This is a genomic window from Hathewaya massiliensis (genome assembly GCF_902143515.1).
In the GTDB taxonomy this organism is placed as follows: domain Bacteria; phylum Bacillota; class Clostridia; order Clostridiales; family Clostridiaceae; genus Hathewaya; species Hathewaya massiliensis.
In genome coordinates, this window is the sequence record NZ_CABFVD010000001.1 from 106,408 (window position 1) to 128,989 (window position 22,582).

A 22,582-nucleotide genomic window follows, 5' to 3' on the forward strand; every position below is an offset into this window, starting at 1 on the left:
TTTTATACTTATTGGTAAGTTTTTTTTATTTCACCTTTATTAATTCTGCTATTTCTTCTATTGAATCTAGAGAAATATCAAATTGCTCTCCATCACTCATTCTCTTTAATCTTGCCTTCTTTTCTTCTAACTCTAACTCTCCTATAACAATTGAAAATCTACTGTCTATCTTGTTTGCAAATTTCATTTGGGCCTTTACACTTCTATTCATATGATCACAGTCACATTTAATCCCTTGTTCTCTTAAGCTATTTACAAGTTTTAAAGAAAATATCCTAGCCGCTTCCCCCATAGAACCTACATATAAGTCCATATAGTTTGGTTTCGGAATTTCCATTCCTGACTCTTCTAATACTATTAAAAGTCTCTCCATACCCATACCAAATCCAAAAGCAGGTATACTCTGTCCTCCAATTTCTTCTATAAGTCCGTCGTATCTTCCTCCTCCACATATGGTTAATCCATCAGAATTATTTATTATTTCAAATACAGTCTTTGTATAATAATCTAATCCCCTAACTATATATGGATCTACATTATATTGTATTTCTAAGGCATCTAGATAACTCTTTAACTCTTGAAAATGCTCACTACATTCTTCGCATATATAATCTAAAATTATAGGAGCACCTTTTCCTATTTCTTTGCATGTTTTTTCTTTACAATCTAATATTCTCATAGGGTTTTTTTCAAATCTTGTTTTACAAGTAGTACATAACTCTTCATAATTCTCTTTTAAATATTCTTGAAGAGCATCATTAAACTTAGCTCTACACTTTGGACATCCTAAACTATTTATGTTTAAAGCTAAATTATTTAGTCCAAGTTCCTTTAATGCTCTCATAGCAAGTGAAATTCCCTCTGCATCTACTGATGCCTCTTTAGAAGCAAAAACCTCTATACCAAATTGATGAAATTGTCTAAGTCTTCCCTTTTGCATTTTTTCATATCTAAATGCATCTGTAAAATAATACATCTTTGTAGGTTGAGCATCTGCATAAAGACTGTTTTCAATAAAAGCTCTAGCTACTGGTGCAGTTCCCTCTGGCTTTAATGTTATACTTCTTCCACCTTTATCTTCAAAGGTATACATTTCCTTTTGAACCACATCTGTTGTCTCTCCTACTCCTCTTTCGAAAAGTTCCGTAGATTCAAACATAGGAGTTCTAATTTCTCTAAATCCATATGTTTCTGAAATATTACGCAATGCGTTTTCTAAATATATCCATTTATAAGATTCATTTGGTAATAAATCTTTTGTTCCTTTTGGCGCCTTAGTTACCATTTCCATTCCTCCTATCTAATCTGCATTATAATAAAGTGTTTCTAATAAGTTTATTTTTTTCTCGATCATTTCATCTATTCTCTTTATATAGTCATAAACATCCTTAACATTTCCACATCTTTCTATTTTACCATTTTCTAAGTATACAACCTTTGTAACAGCATCGGCTCCTACAGCCACTATAGTCTCTTTATCTTCCATCATTTCAATGTTGTATATAGACTCTTTTCCCTGCTTACTATATCCCACATTTTCCATGTTGCCTACCATGTTCTTTTGTCTATACATATAGTATGGTTTGATATCTAAATCCTTAGCTAAATTAGAAGTCTCTTTAAACATCAAATTTAATTCATCTTGTGTGGCAATTTCATATTTAATATTATTTATTATATTTTCATATAATCTTGATGCCCTTTTTACGGATAATCCATGAACAGTAAAACTATCTGGTTTTAACTCTCTTATATATTCACAGGTTTTTCTAACATGAGCTGTTTTTTCTCCTGGAAGCCCAACTATTACATCCATATTAATATCATCAAAGCCCATAGTTCTAGCTAATTTAAAAACTTCTATTATATCGGAATAACTATGATTTCTTCCAATTAATTTTAAGGTTTCATCATTCATAGTTTGTGGATTTATGCTTATTCTTGTAACTCCATATTTCTTCATACTTTCTAGCTTTTTATAGGTAATACTATCTGGCCTTCCACACTCAACCGTAAATTCTTCTGGCTCAAAACCTAATATGAAATTGTCATATATATGGTTCATTAAACTATGAAACTGTTCCTCATCTATAGCTGTAGGTGTTCCCCCTCCAAAGTATATAGTATGAATACTTATGTTCTTTTCTTTTAAATACTGAGATATTGTGCTTATTTCTTTTCTTAAGGCTCCTAAATATTCTTCTACTATGTCCTTTTTAAATCCACCTATGGGGTTTGAAGCAAAAGAACAATATAAACATCTAGTAGGACAAAAGGCCATGCTAATATACAAGCTCACTTTATTCTTATTAGGATTTATATACTTAATTTCTCGTTTTGCCACCTCTATACAAAGCTTAGCTTTTTCAAAATCAGTAAGAGAGGTTTCTTTAAAATACTCTATAATTTCCTCATCTTTTTTTCCTTCCATTAACATGCTCATAGCTATTTTAGAAGGTCTTATGCCTATTCTTGTTCCCCAAGGCATAAACTTCCCTGTAATCTCTTCAAAGTATAGGAAAATACCTTTTTTAATTTCATCTTTAAACTTATATTTCTTGTGTACTTTATAAGATTTATTTATTATTTGAGAATTTATTAGAACCTCATCCTCATCTATAATAAATTCAAAATCAGCTTCTCCATCCTCAACAAATAATATATCTTTAAAAGGAAGAAAGATATTTATCATTTGATAAACATCATATCTATATTGTAAATCATTTAATTTTATTCTTAGCTGAGATTTATCAATTATTTGGTCTTTTGAAAACTCTTTCATGTAAATAATACTCCTAATTCTATAAAATTGACTTTATAAATGGATTTATAGACTTTTCGTTTTCAATTGTTGTTTGCCTTCCATGGCCTGGATAAACTATAGTATCATCAGATAGTGTTAATAATTTTTCTTTTATACTCTTTAAAATTATCTCTTGACTTCCACCTTCTAAGTCTGTTCTTCCAATGGAACCATAAAATAAGGTATCACCTGTGAATACTGAATCTTCAACTATAAAACTCATTCCTCCTGGTGTATGTCCTGGTGTCTCTATACATGTAACTTCTATATCTCCAATTTTAAAAGCATCCCCTTCTTTAAGGTAATACTCTGGCTCTTTTCCTTCTAAAAGTGGACCATATAGATGAGCTCCCTTGTTTATTAGTTCACTATCCCTTTCATTTATAGCAATTGGTGCTTTAACTAAGTTTTTTAATATTTCTACCCCAGAAGTATGATCTACATGACCATGGGTTAGAAATATATATTTTACTTTAGCACCTAATTCTGTAATACCATTTAAAATATCATCTACATCCCCACCTGGATCTAAAACCAAGGCTTCCTTAGTTTTGCTATCCATAATAATATAACAATTTGCCCCATAAATACCTGCAACTACTCTTTTAATTTCCATCATACAAACAACCTCCCCTACAATTTAAAAGTTCTTTTTACTATCTAATAAAATTGTAACCGGTCCTGAATTTTCAATGCTCACTTCCATATCAGCACCGAATACTCCACTTTCTACAGTTGAAATGTTTTCTTTGCATAGTTCAATAAATTTTTCATAAAGTATTTTAGCTTCTTCTCCACCTAGAGCTTGCATAAAGTTAGGTCTTCTTCCTTTTCTACAATCTCCATAAAGAGTGAACTGTGAAATTATTAAAAGCTCTCCCTTAACATCTAATAAGGATTTATTTAATTTCCCTTCTTCATCTTCAAAAACTCTTAAATTAACTATTTTATCCCTAAGATATATTGCATCTTCTAAGGTATCTTCTTTTGATATACCTAAAAGTACATTGTATCCTTCCTTTATCTGTCCAACAATTTTATCTTCTACTACTACTTTAGAAGATGTAACCTTTTGTACTACTGCTCTCATAAAATTTCCTCCATATTAACCATTTACTCTGCTTACTTCTAAGACACCTTCAAGTTTTCTAAGTTTTTTTATAAGTTCTTTTAAAGTTTCAATACTTTTTATCTTTACTTTTAAATTTATTACTGCTGAGCCATCATCGCGACTAGTTCCATTTATGGAGCACATATGGATTTTAGTTTGCGTTAAAAGTTGAACTGCATCAGCAAGCATTCCCGCTCTGTCCCTACATTTTATAGTTAACTCGCAGGTAAATTCTGATCCTTTTATGTTTTCCCAAGTTATTTCTATTATTTTTTCTTTTTCTTCTCTAATTAAATTTTCTACATTTCTACAATCTCTTCTATGAACTGAAATTCCTCTTCCTTTTGTAACATAACCTATTATAGCATCACCTGGTACTGGGTTACAACATTTAGCAAATCTAGCCATCAAATTATTAGTATCCTTTAATACTAACTCTGGCATACTATCCTTATCTTGTTTTTCAGTGTTTTTTTTGTTTTTAATATTATTTTCTAAAGTTTCTTTTAATACCTCTTCCTTTTTCCTATCTTCTAATAATCTTGATACAATATTAGAAGGAGCTATGAGACCAGCACCTGAAAAAGAATATAAATCCTCCAAGGTTCTTAAATTATATCTCTTATATATCTTATCTAATTTCTCTCCATAAGCTATATCACCAAAATTACATCCTTGTTTTTTAGCTTCCTTTTCTAGTACTTCCTTACCTTTTTCTATATTCTCTTCTCTCTTTAATTTATTAAAAAAAGATTTAATTTTACTCTTTGCATGATTACTATTTGCAATAGAAAGCCAATCTATATTTGGTCCTTTACTACTTGGTGAAGTTATAACCTCTACTATTTCCCCAGTTTGAAGTTTATAGTCTAAAGATACAATTTTTCCATTTACCTTGCTTCCAATACAATGATTCCCTATATCCGTATGAATTCTGTACGCAAAATCTAGGGGTGTTGAATTTCTTGGTAAGCTTATAACTTTCCCTTTTGGAGTAAATACAAAAACTTCATCTGAAAACAAATCTATTTTAAAAGCTTCCATAAACTCTTCTGGATCAGAGGTTTCCCCTTCCCACTCCAATATATCTCTAAGCCAATACAATCTTGACTCTAAATCATCTTCTTTGCCATTTTCACCTTCTTTATACTTCCAGTGAGCAGCTATACCATATTCTGCAGTTTTGTGCATATCGTAAGTTCTAATTTGAATCTCAAAAGGCTTTCCTTTAGGACCTATAACCGTAGAATGAAGTGATTGATACATGTTAGGTTTTGGCATAGCTATATAATCTTTAAATCTACCTGGCATTGGTTTATATAAGGTATGGACTATACCTAATGTAGAATAACAGTCTACTACTGTATTAACTAATATTCTAACTGCTGTTAGATCAAAGATTTGATCTAGATTTTTATTTTTACTTTTCATCTTGTTGTAAATACTGTAAAAATGTTTTGGTCTGCCCTCTATTTCAGAAGTTATTCCAGCACTAACTAACTTTTGTGATAGATCTTCAATGATATGACTTATATATGCTTCACGTTCTGCCCTTTTTTGTGCTATTTCTTTCACAAGCTCGTAGTATAGATTGGGATTAATATATCTTAAAGCTAAATCCTCTAATTCCCATTTTATTTTTGATATTCCAAGTCTATGAGCTAAGGGTGCATATATATCAAGGGTTTCCTTTGCCTTTTCTTTTTGCTTAAATATTGGCATATACTTTAATGTCCTCATATTATGGAGCCTATCTGCAAGTTTTATTAAAATAACCCTTATATCTCTTGCCATAGCTAAAAGCATTTTTCTAACATTATCTGCTTGTTGCTCTTCTTTGGATTTATATTTTATCTTGCCTAACTTAGTTACACCTTCTACTAAATTGGCAATTTCCTCGTTAAAAATTTCTTTAATATCATCATAAGAGTAATCTGTATCTTCTATGACATCGTGCAAAATACCTGCAGTTATAGTACTAGTGTCCATGCCTAGTTCCGCTAAAATACATGCAACTTCAATAGGATGAATGATATAAGGTTCTCCTGATTCCCTCATTTGATCCTTATGAGCTTCTCGTGCTATATTATATGCTTTAAAAACTATTTCTTTATCAACGTTATAGGAATTTTCATCTATCTTTTTTAACAATTTCTCAATCATTGGTAATACTCTCCTAAATTAAACGACTGGTTGATTAACCAGCCGTTTTTTACATTAATTATATAATATTGAGCAGTTTTATGCAATTTTAATTACATATATTTAGACACAAAATGTATATTTAATTAAAATTATATATTATATTTTACTAAAGAAGTTACATTGTATCCATTTAATCTTTCCCTAGCATTTAAATCTGTAAGTTCAACTACAAAATTTAAACTCACAACTTCTCCACCCATTTTTTCTATAAGTTTAATTATAGCTTCTACTGTACCACCGGTCGCTAAAAGATCATCAACTATAGCTACTTTTTGTCCTTTTTTTATGGCATCTTTATGAATTTCAAGTTTATCAGTTCCATATTCAAGCTCATACTCTATGATTTCTGTTTCAGAAGGAAGCTTTCCTTCTTTTCTAACTGGTACAAAACCAACTCCTAGCTCATAAGCAACGGAGGTTCCAAATAAAAAGCCTCTTGCTTCAGGTCCTAAAATTAAATCAACGTCTAAATCTTTTAGCTGATCGCAAAATAACTTTATACACTCTCTATAACTTTCGGAATCGCTTAATAACGGAGTAACATCTTTAAAACTTATACCTTTTTTCGGAAAGTCTTCTATTATTCTTATTTTATCCTTTAAATGCAACTTTATTCCTCCCTTTAAAAATATACAATTGATTTATTACATAAATGATTCTTATTTTCCATCTAATTCACTTACACCTTTATTATATATAAGAAAATTTATTTATACAATGAAGCGACTCATACTTATCTTATTATTCTCTCCTTATATAAATACTTTGAAATCTGCTCAGCCTTATCTTTATCTTCCGTAGTAAAAAGTTCCACTATTATTTTTGCATTGTCCATATTTCCTATAGGATTAACCTTAGGTATAATGGTAGAAACTAATTTTTGAACAGATTTTATGTTTATACTATTTATCTTATGAATTTTAATAAGAGCCCTTATTCCATAATTATTACTTTTTTTGATTTGCTCAATACCTTGATCTACTATGTATTTGTTTTCTCCTGTGATCTTCTTTTCACTAGCTAATGTACCTAAGCTAATTAAGTCTATGTATTTATTAAACTTGTTAGTCTTGTAATAATGAGATAAAGATTGAACTAACTTATATGTAACTCCAGAACAACTGAGTTCTTTAAATGGATATTTGGAATCTTTGCCTTTAGGGCTTAATATGTACTCATTCTCTTTATAACATATATCACTGCTTAAAGTTATGACGTCTATGCCTAAGCTTTCACATAGATTATCTTCTATATCAGAGTTAACGAAACATCCTAAGGATATTACTAGTTTAGTACCTAAAAACTCAATATGTTCCTTTATATCTTTCTCCGTTAACATTTTAGCCCTCTCTACCTCTCCAGGTATAAAATACTCCACATCTGCTTTTAGATATCTAAGGGTTAAAAGTAAAGTAGACACACTAGTTATACTTTCTACATCATAATATCCAAAAATAACTATCTTTTCTCTATTATTAATAGCTCTAACTACTCTTTGGAGTATTGATTGCATATTGTTTAGAAGAAAGGGATAATAATTATTAAGTTTTATTTGGGAAAAAGATTCCCGAAAAATCTTATTTTCATTTATAATTTTATGTTTCAACATAATCAATCCCCCGAATTATTAGAGAAAACATATATATTATAATGTAAAATTGTAGATTTTACAATTATTTTTAAACAAAATAATAAACCTCAAGAAATAATTAAATTTTTGAGGTTTATTAAAATTTAGTTTCTTATACGATCTATCCCATGAATAGCCGTTCTAATACTTCCATCTTATTTAAAATAGAAGAAAAAAGGCTACGTCCCTAGATAATAATTTTTAAGCTTTAGCTGTTTTTGGTTTTTTATCTCTCTTACTCAACAATACCCATACAGGACTTGCTATAAATATAGATGAATATGTTCCTGCTACAATACCTATAGTTAAAGGTAATGTAAATTCTCTAATAGAAGGAACTAAAATTAAAAGAGCTAAAATAGTAATTAATGTAGATAATGAAGTATTTATAGACCTTGTTATTGTTTGATTTATACTTTTATTTACAAGTTCATTTAATTCTATTCTACCAAGTTTCTTCCTGTTTTCCCTTATTCTATCAAATACAACAATAGTATCATTAATAGAGTATCCTAAAATAGTAAGTATGGCTGCTATAAAAGGAGAATTTACCTTTACTCTAAAAATAGCATAGACACTTAGGGTTATTAATATATCATGGATTAATGCTAATATAGCTGCTATACCAAACTTAACTTCAAATCTAAATGCTATATATATAAGCATTGCTAAAAAAGCAACCCCTATAGCACCCCAAGCTTTTTTAGTAAGCTCACTTCCTACAGATCCACCTATATTTTCTTCTGAAACTAAGTACTTATCACCTAATTTAAATTTTCCTTTTATTTCTTTTTTAAGCTCTGCTATTTTTTCATCCTTAACAGCACCGCTTTGTATTATTATTTCAATTTCTTTTTTATTATTTATATCTCTTAAGGAATACTTATCAGTATATGATTTTAAAATGGTATCTAATTCTTTTTTATCTTCTACTGTAACAGTCTTGTTCATATCTATATCTAAAAGAGTACCACCTGTAAAATCTATACCATAATTTAATCCCTTAGTTATAAAAATAAACATTCCAATTATAATTACTGTAAGAGAAAGAGTAAACCAGAGCTTAGTTTTTTCAACTATTTTAAACATTTTACTCTACCCCCTTTTTTACGCCAAAATGAGAAGGTTTACTTATTAATCCCATATTTAAAGCTAAGTTAAGTAAAAATCTAGTAACTACTAATGCTGTGAATATACTGATTATTATACCCATCATTAAGGTAAGAGCAAATCCTTTGACAGACCCTGTACCAACTGCATATAATATTAAAGCTGCTATAATTGTAGTTATATTAGAATCTAATATTGAAGACATTGCCATGTTAAATCCTGCTTCAACAGAAGATCTTATAGATTTACCTGTTTTTAATTCTTCTTTAATCCTCTCAAAAATAAGCACATTAGCATCCACTGCCATTCCTATAGTGAGTAAAAATCCTGCTATACCTGATAATGTTAAAGTTACATCTGCAAGTGAAAAAGCTAATAGATCTAGTAACATAAATACCATTAGTGCAATATCTGCCATAATACCTGGAATTCTATATAGTGCAGCCATGAAAATTAAGACTAGAGCTATACCAATAAAAGCAGCTTTCTTAGTGTTTGGCATAACACTAGAACCTAGTGTTGCCCCTACTGTTTTAAAAGAAACAGGTTTTATTGGAAGTGGTAATGCACCTGATTTTATTATATCTGCCGTCTTTTTAGCCTCTTCTAGGGATTTACTTCCTGTTATAACTGCAGAACCATCTGTAATAACACTTTGAACTAGCGGACTAGTTAACTCTTCTTCATCCATATGAATAGATATATTTTGATTTAAAAATTTTTGAGTTGCTTCAGCAAACTTTTTGGTTCCTTCAGCATTTAATTCTAGTCTTACTTCTGGTTCATTTCTTTCATTTAAGCCTGCTATAGCATTCTTAACATCTTTTCCAGTAAGAACAACTTTTTTGTCTGGTCCTATAAACTTTAATTCCCCAGTTTTCCCTATAAGGTCCATAACACTCTTAGAATCAAAAATTCCTGGAACTTCAATTCTAATTCTTTTTTCCCCTTCTTGTTTAACTTCTGTTTCTGCAACCCCAAGTTTGTTTACCCTCATATTGATAAATTCAATTTCCCTCGCCATGTCTTCTGGAGTTACCTTATCTGCTTGAATTTCCTCAACTACAGAAATTCCACCTTGAAGGTCTAAACCTCTGTTTATGGTTTTGGAAAAAGGTAGAACTTTATAACCAAATAATTCAAGACCGAAATACCCTATGTACGCAAAAACTCCTATTAGGACTATACATAGTACAAAAATCCCCGTACTTTTGCCCTTTTTCATTTTTATCCTCCTTTGTCGACTATATGCTTTTTTACTGTATTGTTTTTATTATATTACTATGTAAAATAATAGTCAATAATAGGTAATATAAACTACTTTTCCATCTTCTTAGCTTTTAAAGCTATAGCACATTCAATTCTCTTTTTTTGCATTGCACATCCAATTTCATATGGTATATGCATATCTCCATTAAAATTATAATTATTAGCTTGACATCCTCCGCTACAGAAAAATCTTGCCCAACATTCCTTACATTTAGGTTTATTGTAAATATGAGCTTTTTGGAATTCACTACTTAATTCCCTGTCAAAATCATCCTCATATATAGTTCCTAATTTAAATTCTTCATTACCAACAAATTGGTGACAAGGATATATGTCCCCTTCAGGAGTTACTGCTACATATTCATGTCCTGCACCACATCCTGAAATTCTCTTATATACACAAGGTCCACCATTTAAATCTACATTAAAATGATAAAAATTAAACTCTTCACCATTTTCATATCTTCTACACATTTCATTATATAATTTATCATATTGTTCAAAAATAATTGGTAGATCCTCTTCCCTTAAAGATAATTCATGTTCATCTGGTAATACAACTGGTTCTACAGAAATCTCTTTAAAGCCAAGATCTGCTAAGTGCTTAATATCTTCATAAAAATCAAGGTTTTCTCTTGTAAAAGTACCTCTTACATAGTGAGTTTTATCCTTATCTCTTTTTTCTATCATTCTTTTTATCTTTGGAATAATTGCATCATAAGTTCCAGTTCCATCAAACCTAATTCTAACCTTGTCATTTACTTCTTTTCTTCCATCAATACTCAATATAATATTTACCATATTCTCATTTAAATATTCCATGATTTCATCATTTAATAAAGTACAGTTCGTTGTCATAGTAAATCTTATATTCTTATTGTATATTTTTTCCTGTTCTCTTGCATAGTCTACTATTTCTTTAATTGTATCCATAGCCATTATAGGCTCGCCACCAAATAAATCTACTTCTATATTTTTTCTAGGTCCAGAATGTTTAATTACATAATCTATAGCTTTTTTACCCACTTCACTAGACATCCTCTGTCTACATCCATGATACTCTCCTTCATCTGCAAAACAATATTTACATCTTAAATTACAATCATGAATTATGTTTAAGCATAATGCTTTTATAAAAGCTTGACCATTCCCAGTTTTTAAAGCTATATCTTCATATAAATCTTTTGTATAAAGATACTCTTCCTTTATAAGTTCCTTTATTTCAGCATAAGCTTCTTCCATATCATTTTTGGAATATTTATCTTTATATGTACATAATAATTCTTCTTTTTCTTTTAACTTTTCGTCATCTAAAAGATCAAAAACTAGCTCATCAATCTTATGAAGTGAGCCTGAGTTTATATCTATTACAAAGTAATCATCGCCTTGTTTAAATTTATGAATTAATGCCATTGCTTTTTCCTCCTAGTTAAATTTAAGTCTAAGTAAATTTAAAGCAGTAACTTTAAGTTACTGCTATGCCATTTAGCAAAATATCTTATTAGTTTTCACAAGCTAAGTTAGCTACTGTACAAGATGTTTTACATGCAGATTGGCATGAGTTTGCGCATTCTTTACATCCTGGTTTTTTTACGCTATTTTTTAGGTTTGATTTGTTTAGAACCTTTATGTGTTTCATGCATACTCCTCCATTCAATCTTTTTCTAACTGATTATAACATAAACATATGAATAAATAAAGTCCCTACTACAGATTAATTCCAAGCATTCCAGACAAAGTACCTGCAAAAATGCAAAGCAATATTCTAAAAATATCTTTAAGTTCAAGGGAACTTTCTCTTCCTGATATTATAGAAACTAAATAAATTAATAGTATATATATTAATCCAACCATCATTCCTACAAACCACCCCTTTTCACCTGCACTCCTTGCAGCATATGCAGCTCCATATAGAACACTTATTACTGTAATAAATAAAAAACCTATGCCTAATTCACTATTCTCCATACCTCTAGAACTTAAAGAAGTAATCAAGGTATAAAAAATCAAAAAAACTATGGTTAATATAGTAGCTCTTAGTACTCCTAGTCCTATGCTTGAATACTTATTCCTTGCCCTCATAAAAAAACCTCCCCTTTGCTAATTAATATTAATTATGCAAAAGAGAGGTTTTTTATTACTTAAATTTATTTTTCTTCCTTGTTATTTTCTTTAGTTTCTTTGTTGTTTTCCTTAATTTCTTTATTACTTTCCTTAACTTCTTTGTACTCTTCCTCTTCCTCCCTAGAGAATAACACTGAAGAAATACCATTCTTATGAAGTTTTATTCTTGCCCTATTTGGACCTGTTTCGAGAATTATATATTCATCTTCGATGCTTATAACTCTTCCCATTATTCCACCCTTACTTAAAATATCATCATTAACTTTCAAATCTCTAAGCATTTGCTCGTATTTCTTTTTTCTTTTATTTTCTGGAATAAATACTATGGCGTAAAATAATCCAAAAGCAATTATTAAGGGTAAAAAACTACCTAATCCTGCTGGCATACACAACCACTCCTTTAACTTAATTTATTTATATGTAAAGAACCTTTAAATTTAAGCTCTTCCATTCCATTCTCTAAGTTTTTCTGCCTTAAACTCATAGAAATAATCACCATCTATTGCTTTTCTAATGTCTTCCATAAGTTTATTATAAAAATACAAGTTATGCAGAACACACAATCTCATGGCAAGCATCTCTTTTGCTTTAAATAAATGTCTTATGTATGCTCTTGTATAATACCTACATGTAGGACATTGACAACCCTCATCTATAGGTTTTTTATCAAGTTCAAATTTTGCATTCATAAGATTTATTTTGCCATACTTTGTAAATACATGCCCATGTCTTCCATTTCTAGCTGGAAGTACACAGTCAAAAAAGTCTACTCCTCTTTCCACTGCTTCAAGTATATTACTTGGTATTCCTACCCCCATTAAATAAATAGGTTTTTCCTGTGGAAGATAAGGTACTACAGCATCAATAATCCTATACATCTCTTCATGAGTTTCTCCAACTGCTAAACCTCCAATGGCATATCCATCTAAATCCATTTTAGATATGGTTTTAGCATGTTCTATTCTTATATCCTCATAAGTTCCTCCTTGATTTATACCAAAGAGCATTTGACTTTTGTTTACTGTATTTTCTAAAGAGTTTAGTCTATCCATCTCAACTTTACATCTTTCAAGCCATCTAGTAGTTCTTGCCACTGAGTTTTCTACATACTCTCTAGAGGATGGATTTGGTATACACTCATCAAAAGCCATGGCAATAGTGGATCCTAAATTACTCTGAATTTGCATGCTTTCTTCTGGACCCATGAATATTTTTTTCCCATCTATATGAGAGTTAAAATAAACCCCTTCTTCTGCTATCCTTCTATTAGCAGATAAAGAAAATACCTGAAAACCACCTGAATCTGTTAAAATTGGTCTATCCCAATTCATAAATTCATGAAGTCCACCCATCTCTCTTACAACTTTATCTCCTGGTCTTAAGTGTAGATGATATGTATTTGAAAGTTCCACTTGACATCCTATTTCTTTAAGATCCATGGAGGATACCGCTCCCTTAATAGCAGCTAGTGTTCCTACATTCATAAATACAGGTGTCTGTATAGTACCATGTACAGTTTTAAATTCTCCTCTTCTTATTTTATCCACTTTTTTAAGTAATTTGTATTCTCCCAACTAATCACTTCCTTATCTAATGTTAAATATTAAAATTTAAATATAATAATTTATATCTTAACTATCTTTAAAATATTATATATGCAAATTTTATCATCCATATCATATTATTAATAATAAAACCTAACTATTTTATAAACATAGCATCTCCAAAGCTAAAAAACCTATACTTTTCTTCTACTGCTACATTATAAGCATTCATTACATGCTCTTTTCCTGCAAGGGCACTAACTAGCATTATTAATGTAGATTCTGGTAAATGGAAATTAGTAATCAATGCATCTAATACCTTGAATTTATATCCAGGATAAATGAAAATATCAGTCCACCCTGAACATTCCCTAACTTTTCCATGTTCATCAGCTATACTCTCAATAGTTCTGCAAGAAGTGGTTCCAACAGCAATAACCCTTCCTCCATTTTCTTTAGTTTTGTTTATTATATCTGCAGTTTCTGAACTCATTTGATAATATTCAGAGTGCATATGATGTTCCTCTATGGTTTCTGCTTTTACAGGTCTAAAGGTACCAAGACCCACATGAAGTGTAAGAAAAGCTACATTTACTCCTTTATTCTTAATTTCTTTTAGCAATTCCTCTGTAAAATGTAAGCCTGCTGTAGGTGCTGCTGCTGAGCCCGGTTCCTTAGAATAAACTGTTTGATATCTTTCCTTTTCTTCTAATTTTTCAGTTATGTATGGTGGAAGTGGCATTTCTCCTAATTTATCTAATACCTCTTCAAATATACCTTCATATTCAAATTCTACAATTCTACTCCCATCTTCGCCCATACCTACTACTTCTGCCTTTAATTCTCCATTACCAAAAACAAACTTAGATCCTATTTTTGCTCTTTTACCAGGTTTCACCAAGGTTTCCCATTGATTTTTGTCTTTTCTCTTTAAAAGCAAGAATTCCATTCTCCCCATAGTTCCTTCTTTATGACCTATAAGTCTTGCAGGTAGGACCCTTGTATTATTTAAAACAAGGCAATCTCCCGGATTTAAATATTCTAATATATCTTTGAAAATCTTATGTTCTATTTCTCCAGTGTTTTTATCTAAAACCATTAAGCGAGAATTATCTCTTTTTTGTAAGGGATGCTGTGCTATATAATCTTCTGGTAAATTAAAATTAAAATCTTTTACTCTCAAAATTCACACCTTCTTTATTAATTTCATCTATAAAAAACTATTTTGTTCTCCTAAATTATCATCTTTTCTTTTGTCTAATTTTAAATGTTTATAAGCTCTATCACCTGCCACCCTTCCCCTTGGAGTTCTAAGTAGAAATCCTTTTTGAAGTAGGTATGGCTCATAAACATCCTCTAAAGTACTGGTTTCCTCCCCAATAAAATAAGCTAGGGTTTCAACTCCAACTGGTCCACCATTAAAATTATTTATTAGAGCTTCTAATATCTTGTTATCTACAGAATCGAATCCCTCATGATCAATACCTAAAAGTTCTGTAGATTTTAATACTAAATTCTCATCAATGGTATCACACTCTAGGACATCACAATAATCTCTAACTCTTTTTAAAATCCTATTAGCTACTCTAGGTGTTCCCCTAGATCTCCTCGCTAGAAGAAGAGCAGCTTTTTTATTTATGGAAGCACCTAAAATTTTTGCAGAACGAATGATTATCTCCATAAGTTCTTCTTCTTCATAAAATTCCATAGCACAAAGTACTCCAAATCTATCCCTAAGAGGAGAAGTTAATAGTCCTAATCTAGTGGTAGCTCCTATTAAGGTGAATTGCGGTAAATCTATTCTTATGGATTTTGCTTGTGCCCCTTTTCCTATTATAATATCTAAGGCATAGTCTTCCATAGCAGGATAAAGAATTTCTTCTACAGAACGAGAAAGCCTATGTATTTCATCTATGAATAATACGTCTTTATCTTTTAAACTTGTTAATATAGCAGCTAAATCTCCAGCTCTTTCAATAGCTGGTCCTGATGTTACTTTTAAATCTCCTCCCATTTCTTTTGCTATAATATTTGCCATAGTTGTCTTTCCAAGTCCAGGAGGTCCGTATAATAGCGTGTGATCAAGGGATTCATCTCTTTTCTTAGCAGCTTTTATAAAAATGTTTAGGTTACTTTTTACTTTATTTTGTCCTATATATTCATTTAATCTTTGAGGTCGTAAAGAAAATTCATTATTTAAATCTTCATCCATTAAGGAAGATGTTATAATTCGATTCTCCATTAAACTTCACCTCATCCTAATTCATTAAGTATTTTAAACATTCTTTTATTATATCTTCTAAATTTGTTTTGGAATCTATCTCACTTAAAGCCTTTTCAGATTCTTTTTCTGAATATCCTAAAGCTATTAATGCTTCCTTAGCTTCCTCTAGAGTTTTTGCGCTAATCTTACTCTCTCTTTCCTGTAAATCCATTTCTTCATCTAATTCTATATCCAATTTATCCTTAAGCTCTAAGATTATTCTTCCAGCAATTTTTTTACCTATGCCTGGAGCCTTAGTCAAAACCTTATCTTCTTCTAAAACTATAGATTTTTTTAAGTTTTCTACATTAGTTATAGAAAGTAGAGATAGAGAAGCCTTAGCACCAACACCATTTACCGTAAGTAACTGGTTAAAAAGTTCTAACTCCTTTTTTGATGAAAAGCCATAGAGACCAATGAAATCTTGTCTAATAATTTGCGTTAAATAAAGCATAACCTCTTCACCAATACCTGGCATATTAGCCATGGTATATCCTGATGAGTATATCTTGTATCCAATGCCATTATTGTCTACAACTATACATTCCTTGCTTATTCCCATATAAACACCTTTAATATATTCATACATATAATATCACCTCAAAAATAAAGGACTATATTATACTTTATCATTTATAGGATTCTAATTCAATAATTATTGATATATAATCCATACATAGAAATAAAAATTAATATTCACATCTTATTCAAAACAACCATATTATAGTTCATAAATACTTGCGTAAGTATTTATGGGCTTCAGTGAGAGTAAAGGCTCCCTTTGAAGCTTAGAATTGTGTATAAAAAAGAAAAGACACCCTTAGTTGGGCATCTTATGTTCTAAATATTCCTTCTAAGCCTTCTATTGCCTCTTCCTTAGAATTAAATTCATAAATTTTGTCTCCCTTATTTAAAAGTTCAACATCACCTTCTGGAAGGTCTTTTATATTAATATCAGTTATATCCTGTGGTGACTCTATGGCAAGATTTCCATCTTTGTTAACTTTAAATATAGCTACATATCCATCCTTAATTCCAATTACATACTTGTTAGGTGAATATTTATACTTATCAAGGGACCTTGAAAATATTATTTGATTCTTCTTTATATCTTTTAAGCTATAATCATCTTTTTTGAAGGCAGCTACAACTTGTTCTTTAGTCATATCTCCAATTACTTCTTTATCTTTACTAAATTTTTCTATATATTCGTCAACAGCTATGTTATTACTTCCTTCAGGTTTAGAATATACACTCTCATATATAATTTTAATAGAATTTGAAGAATTATCAATTCCTATCTTCTCTTTAACTTCCCTTAATTCTTCATTTTTATTTGTAGAGACTTTTTGATTTTTATTATTTTTAATAGTTACTATTCCGTAAGTCACTAAAAACATAGCCATAAAAAATAAAGGCATTAATATAAGTAATTTTTTATTTTTAGACATAATATCACTCCTTTTATTGTGTATTATGTCCAATTTATGTAATTCTATTCAACTTTTATTTTTTAAAATCCTTAAATAGCAAACTTGGTTGAATCCCTTCATTGTTTTGGTACTTTCCACTGTTATACTTACTATATTCACCATTAATATCATGATAATAGATTTGACATATTTCTACATTAGGATATATTATTATTGGCTGAACGCAAAAAATTTCTAAGGTCCAATATCCTGAAAATCCCACATCACCAAATCCAGCAGTTATGTGTATAAAAAGTCCTAATCTTCCAACAGAAGATCTCCCTTCTAGCATAGGCACTACTTTATCAGTCTTAGTGTATTCAACAGTACTTCCTAGATATAATTTCCCTGGTTCCAAAAGTAAACCTTCCTCAGGTATAATAATCTTACTTGCTTTATTTTCCTTTTTCATATCTAACACATTCTCATCGTAAACCAATAATTCATTATGCAGTTTTAAATTATAACTATTAGGATTTAATTGTTTTTCATTAAATGGTTCTATAAATATATCTTTATTTAATCTATTTTTAATTTCTTTTCCTGAAAGTATCATAATACTCCTCCAAAATTTTATTTTCAGTTCTTAATTAAATTTAATAAAGTCAGAGTTATTATAGCAAAGAAATATAATTGTAGTCAAAAAATTAATCAAAGGATATCCTTAAATATTAAGGTTATCCTTTGACTATTAATTAATCCTTATCTTCCTACAGAACCACTTACATTAATTCTATATGGCATATATTGTCCACTGTACATATATAAGTGTATATAATATTTTCCTGATTTTTGAGCCTTAAAACTTCCTTTTAAATTATAACCATCTTCTGTTGCATAAGCTACTGCATTATTATTTTCATCATATACTACCCAAGTAGCTCCTCCGTAACCCAATTTAGCTATATCAATTTTTACTTCTCCTGGAGTTATTACATCAAAGTAGAAGAAATCACTATAGTCAGTATTATCTAATGTACCATTTACTGAAACACCTGGTAATATAGGTCCATTAGCCATTTCTTTAGAATCATTTGGTTCCGTTTCACGATTAATAGGATATACAGGGTCTGTTACTACTATTTTTTTAGTTTTTTCTGTCATTTGTCCACTATTATCCATTACTTTGAGTGTAACAGTATATTCCCCCTTTTTCCTATATAAATGTGTTGGATTTTGAACATAACTCACATCACTTCCATCACCAAAATCCCATTGGTAACCTGCAACTGAACCATCTGGGTCATAAGTTCCTTTTCCATAGAAAGTAACTTCCTTATCTACATATGCTGTAGTAGGAACTTCCATATATACAACTGGTAATTGATTTTCTGATAAATCTTTTACTCCAACTGTAGTTTTAGATATAGAATATCCACCCTTATCATCTGTAACTTTTAAAGTTACGTTATAAGTTCCAACTTTAGCATATGAATGTTCTGGATTCTCATCCTTACTCTTGTTTCCATCACCAAAATCCCATTCATAAGATACAATTTTACCATCTGGATCAAAAGAGCCTTCACTTGAGAATTTTATCTTAGTATTTTGTGTTCCATTATAAGGTCCATTTATCTTACCATATGGCAGTGAATTTGTAGAATCATTTTCATCTGGCATATATCCATGGAATGCCACATCATAAGTCACATTATTTGATGCATCTACTTTGTAATTAGTGAAATAAGCAGTAACTGTCTTATACCCACTCCAAGAATAAGCATCTAATTTCTTCAAGAACTCATTTGTTAGTTTATCCATTTGCTTGTAATCTTCTATTTTCCCCTTTGAAGTTCCAGCTGAATATTTTCCACGCAAAGTAAAAGTTTTAAAGAATTGTGACTTATTTATTTCAGTCTTAACATCTTTTAATTTAGCAACATTCGTTATTTCTGAATAAATTTCATTAGGATTTTTATAAGCATGTCTTATTAAATAGTCATCTGAAACAAGTGGTACAGTTAAGTTATCATAATCATCTATTAATTTTTGCATATGGTCTTGATATCTATCATTTAATGAATAATTAGAACTTAACTCCTTCATGTAATCATCATATGCTTTAACATCGTTACTTTTAACAATGTTATTGATTTTATCTAATGTAGTGATATCTTTATTATACATATAATCTACAAAAACACATGCATAATTATAGAATTCAAATCCACTTGCATACTTAGAATTAACTGTATCAGAAACCTTATATCTGTTATTCCTTGTTGTAGTACGAATATTATTTATAATACTTTTTCTTGGTAATACCCCAGAAGTTCTTGTAGAGCCTGCAAAAAGTTCTGCCCCACCTTCTTCGTACCAAGTTAATCTATCGTTTTTATATAATTCTGTATCTCCCCATTGTCCCGGAACAGCATATCTTCCTTGTAGATAGTGAGTATATTCATGTCTAAATAACTCTTCTAGGGTATAAGTACTTTCTTCTGGAGTTCTTTCATACGTAAAGAAAGTTCCTTTTCCTTCAATATACATTCCACCATTATTAGTCTCATATCCATAAAGAACACTATTTAAAGTGTATTCATCTGGGCTATTGTAAATAACCATGGTTAATATTTCATCTGGATTACCCGCTTCTAATGGATTATCTCTTCCCATTACTCTAAAGAACTGGGAATTTACTTCTTTTGAAGCCCAATAAAGTCTTTTTATTTTTTCTTCTTCTACTCTATCTCCAGCCTTGATTATTACCTTGCCATTATCAAAAGTATAAGTTTTTGGACAATATTTAGCCTTTCCTTCTTCCTTTAACTTCTCCATATCTATTTTATTACCTGCAGCATCTATTCCGTTATAATTTCTTCTGATTTGCTCTGCTGATTGCAAATGTTGTTGGCTAAGATATGGGTACATTTTCATAGTTTGTGTTAGAGTCTCTATTCCAATTTTAGAATTGCTATGCAACTTACCTAAACTTGCTATATGATAAATTCCATTATCAATAATCCAAGAATTCTTTTCATTTACTTCACCAATAAATGCTATATTTTTTACTTCATTAATAAATCCATCTATTTTTCTATACCATTGAGTTTCTTCCGGACTCTTTTTTGTAGTACTTATATAAGTTGAAATATCATAGCTTGGACCACCTAAAACATTAAATAAAGCTGTTCCTTTAGCATTATCATTAACAAATATATTCATATTTTTAGTGTATTGTTTTAAAATTGGAGTAAAATTGTTAATTACTTCTGGATTAGATGCCCCATTCCATACAAAAAGTCCTGTAGAAGATACTATTTTATCTTGAACTTCTGTACCTAATACAAAATTAGGATTTCTTTGTATGGATAATACAGCTGGTATAGCCCTTTCTCTAAACTCTCTTTTATTTAACTCTTCTAATTCTTTATGATAAAAACCTTGATAAAATCCTGCTCTAACAACTTCTATTAGTGTTGGAATTCCCTTTGAATCTATATCTGTATATTGACTTCCTCTTCTTTGTATCTCGTCCATTAAAAAGGACATACGAGTTTTATCACCATAAAACTGTCTTGCATCTTCGCTGTACTGAAATAAATCTGTCAAGTTATATACGTCTGTTTTTACAAGTAAATCTACTAAATCATAATAACTTAACCTTCTTAAATCTGCTAGAGTATAATTCCTACTCTCCTCTTGTTGACCTAAAACAGCTTGTGCTCCATTATTGCTTTCTAAAGATGCATAAACTGGAACTACTGTGTTAAACGCAAGTACTGTAGCTAAAGTAACAGCTACCATAAGCCTTTTAGATAAAAAATTCCTTTTTTTCATAGTCATCCCCCTAATAAATTAAATTTTAAATTAAAAGATAATAACTTCTCCCTCCTTTATTGGAATATTGAGAAAATATCAAATATTTCTATATAGGAACTAAATATGTTATATATATAATACAACCAATATTAAAATAGGTCAATAATATATCCCATATTTTTTAATATTTTATTAATTATTTTTTGTTTAAATTGATTAATTTTTTCATTAAATACTTTGTAAGATATTTTTCTTCATATAATGATTACGCATTATTTAAGTTATTTTTAATATTTACAATAATAATGAGCATAAAAAAACACTTTCAATATAGTTATACCTATATTGAAAGTGTTTTTTTATCCTATGGCTATCTTCTCTAATACTCTACTTGAACTTTATTTATTCTTCCCATCCCTCTGGGAACTCAGCATTGTGGTAAACGTTTTGAACATCCTCATCTTCTTCTAACACATCAAGCATCTTTTGAAATTTACCTGCTGTATCCTCATCTATTCCTGCATATGTATCTGGGATACTCTTAAGTTCAGCTTCTAAGAATTCTAATCCATTTTCTTCTAAAGCTTCCCTAACATCACCAAAATCTTCTGGTTCTGTTGTAATAACGAAAACTTCTTCCTCTGATTGAAAATCTTCAGCTCCAGCATCTAATGCCATCATCATTAACTCTTCTTCATCAAGCTCACTAGTTCGTTCTATAACCAATTGACCTTTTTTCTGGAACATAAAGGAGACACATCCTGTAGAACCTAAATTTCCTCCATGTTTTGAAAAAGCATGTCTTACATTACCAGCACTTCTGTTTTTATTATCCGTTAATACTTCTACTAAAACAGCTATTCCTGATGGACCATATCCTTCATATACTATTTCCTCATAGTCAACTCCCGCAAGTTCACCTGTAGCTTTTTTTATAGCCCTATCTATTGAATCTTTAGGCATATTATTAGCCTTTGCTTTTGCAATAACATCTCTTAACCTAGGATTTGCATCTGGGTTAGCTCCACCTGTTTTAGCTGCAATAGCTATTTCTTTACCTATTTTAGTGAATATTTTACCTCTTTTTGCATCTACTTTACCTTTTTTAGCCTGTATATTATGCCACTTTGAATGTCCTGACATATACTTATTCTCCTTCCAATTTATAAAATAAACTTAGTTTATATTAAGTTTTTGTATGCTTAAATTTTAATCTAGGAAACCTTGCACTAATAACTATATTTCATTAAAATATAATATTTTTAATTATTGCCTAGAAAATAACCCTT

At 30.0% G+C, this 22,582-nt stretch carries 21 protein-coding genes; all 21 read right to left on the bottom strand.

Annotated features, from left to right (window positions below):
• Positions 1-25 precede the first annotated feature (25 nt).
• Complete coding sequence (gene hisS, locus FNZ64_RS00535) at positions 26-1,285, bottom strand: histidine--tRNA ligase (RefSeq protein ID WP_142412930.1); 1,260 nt, start codon at positions 1,283-1,285, stop codon at positions 26-28.
• Between the two features lie 15 nt (positions 1,286-1,300).
• On the bottom strand, positions 1,301-2,782 hold the full coding sequence (locus FNZ64_RS00540) for a coproporphyrinogen III oxidase (protein ID WP_142412931.1): 1,482 nt from the start codon (positions 2,780-2,782) through the stop codon (positions 1,301-1,303).
• 19 nt (positions 2,783-2,801) lie between these two features.
• Complete coding sequence (locus FNZ64_RS00545) at positions 2,802-3,422, bottom strand: MBL fold metallo-hydrolase (RefSeq protein WP_341472617.1); 621 nt, start codon at positions 3,420-3,422, stop codon at positions 2,802-2,804.
• A 21-nt stretch (positions 3,423-3,443) separates the two neighbouring features.
• Entirely contained in the window at positions 3,444-3,893 is a 450-nt protein-coding gene (gene dtd, locus FNZ64_RS00550; protein WP_142412932.1) for a D-aminoacyl-tRNA deacylase, read from the bottom strand.
• Between the two features lie 15 nt (positions 3,894-3,908).
• Positions 3,909-6,077, bottom strand: coding sequence for a RelA/SpoT family protein (locus FNZ64_RS00555; protein WP_142412933.1), 2,169 nt, complete (start codon positions 6,075-6,077; stop codon positions 3,909-3,911).
• A 131-nt stretch (positions 6,078-6,208) separates the two neighbouring features.
• Positions 6,209-6,727: an adenine phosphoribosyltransferase gene (locus FNZ64_RS00560; RefSeq protein ID WP_142412934.1), complete on the bottom strand. Its 519-nt coding sequence runs from the start codon at positions 6,725-6,727 to the stop codon at positions 6,209-6,211.
• Between the two features lie 125 nt (positions 6,728-6,852).
• Positions 6,853-7,728 carry a DHH family phosphoesterase gene (locus FNZ64_RS00565; protein WP_142412935.1) on the bottom strand — a complete coding sequence of 292 codons (876 nt, stop codon included), beginning with the start codon at positions 7,726-7,728 and terminating at the stop codon, positions 6,853-6,855.
• A gap of 222 nt (positions 7,729-7,950) precedes the next feature.
• Positions 7,951-8,838 (bottom strand): protein translocase subunit SecF, encoded by an 888-nt coding sequence (gene secF / locus FNZ64_RS00570; protein WP_142412936.1) that lies wholly within the window; start codon positions 8,836-8,838, stop codon positions 7,951-7,953.
• A gap of 1 nt (position 8,839) precedes the next feature.
• A complete protein-coding gene (secD, locus tag FNZ64_RS00575; protein ID WP_142412937.1) occupies positions 8,840-10,084 on the bottom strand; it encodes a protein translocase subunit SecD in 1,245 nt (414 codons plus the stop codon).
• 92 nt (positions 10,085-10,176) lie between these two features.
• Entirely contained in the window at positions 10,177-11,541 is a 1,365-nt protein-coding gene (scfB, locus tag FNZ64_RS00580) for a thioether cross-link-forming SCIFF peptide maturase (RefSeq protein WP_142412938.1), read from the bottom strand.
• Positions 11,542-11,629: 88 nt separating this feature from the next.
• Positions 11,630-11,767, bottom strand: a complete 138-nt coding sequence (scfA, locus tag FNZ64_RS00585; protein WP_111943489.1) for a six-cysteine ranthipeptide SCIFF — start codon at positions 11,765-11,767, stop codon at positions 11,630-11,632.
• Positions 11,768-11,835: 68 nt separating this feature from the next.
• Positions 11,836-12,210, bottom strand: coding sequence for a TIGR04086 family membrane protein (locus FNZ64_RS00590; RefSeq protein WP_142412939.1), 375 nt, complete (start codon positions 12,208-12,210; stop codon positions 11,836-11,838).
• A 65-nt stretch (positions 12,211-12,275) separates the two neighbouring features.
• The gene (gene yajC, locus FNZ64_RS00595; protein ID WP_142412940.1) at positions 12,276-12,638 is read right to left on the bottom strand and encodes a preprotein translocase subunit YajC; all 363 of its coding nucleotides are present in this window, start codon (positions 12,636-12,638) and stop codon (positions 12,276-12,278) included.
• A 51-nt stretch (positions 12,639-12,689) separates the two neighbouring features.
• Positions 12,690-13,826: a tRNA guanosine(34) transglycosylase Tgt gene (gene tgt / locus FNZ64_RS00600; protein WP_142412941.1), complete on the bottom strand. Its 1,137-nt coding sequence runs from the start codon at positions 13,824-13,826 to the stop codon at positions 12,690-12,692.
• Between the two features lie 127 nt (positions 13,827-13,953).
• Positions 13,954-14,979: a tRNA preQ1(34) S-adenosylmethionine ribosyltransferase-isomerase QueA gene (queA, locus tag FNZ64_RS00605; protein WP_142412942.1), complete on the bottom strand. Its 1,026-nt coding sequence runs from the start codon at positions 14,977-14,979 to the stop codon at positions 13,954-13,956.
• Between the two features lie 27 nt (positions 14,980-15,006).
• Positions 15,007-16,038, bottom strand: a complete 1,032-nt coding sequence (ruvB, locus tag FNZ64_RS00610) for a Holliday junction branch migration DNA helicase RuvB (protein WP_142412943.1) — start codon at positions 16,036-16,038, stop codon at positions 15,007-15,009.
• 16 nt (positions 16,039-16,054) lie between these two features.
• Entirely contained in the window at positions 16,055-16,648 is a 594-nt protein-coding gene (gene ruvA / locus FNZ64_RS00615) for a Holliday junction branch migration protein RuvA (protein WP_142412944.1), read from the bottom strand.
• A 244-nt stretch (positions 16,649-16,892) separates the two neighbouring features.
• Positions 16,893-17,510: a hypothetical protein gene (locus tag FNZ64_RS00620; RefSeq protein WP_142412945.1), complete on the bottom strand. Its 618-nt coding sequence runs from the start codon at positions 17,508-17,510 to the stop codon at positions 16,893-16,895.
• A 55-nt stretch (positions 17,511-17,565) separates the two neighbouring features.
• Positions 17,566-18,087: a dCTP deaminase gene (gene dcd / locus FNZ64_RS00625; RefSeq protein WP_142412946.1), complete on the bottom strand. Its 522-nt coding sequence runs from the start codon at positions 18,085-18,087 to the stop codon at positions 17,566-17,568.
• 146 nt (positions 18,088-18,233) lie between these two features.
• Entirely contained in the window at positions 18,234-21,311 is a 3,078-nt protein-coding gene (locus FNZ64_RS00630; protein ID WP_185903632.1) for a collagenase, read from the bottom strand.
• Between the two features lie 384 nt (positions 21,312-21,695).
• A complete protein-coding gene (locus FNZ64_RS00635) occupies positions 21,696-22,436 on the bottom strand; it encodes a YebC/PmpR family DNA-binding transcriptional regulator (protein ID WP_142412948.1) in 741 nt (246 codons plus the stop codon).
• Between the last annotated feature and the right edge of the window lie 146 nt (positions 22,437-22,582).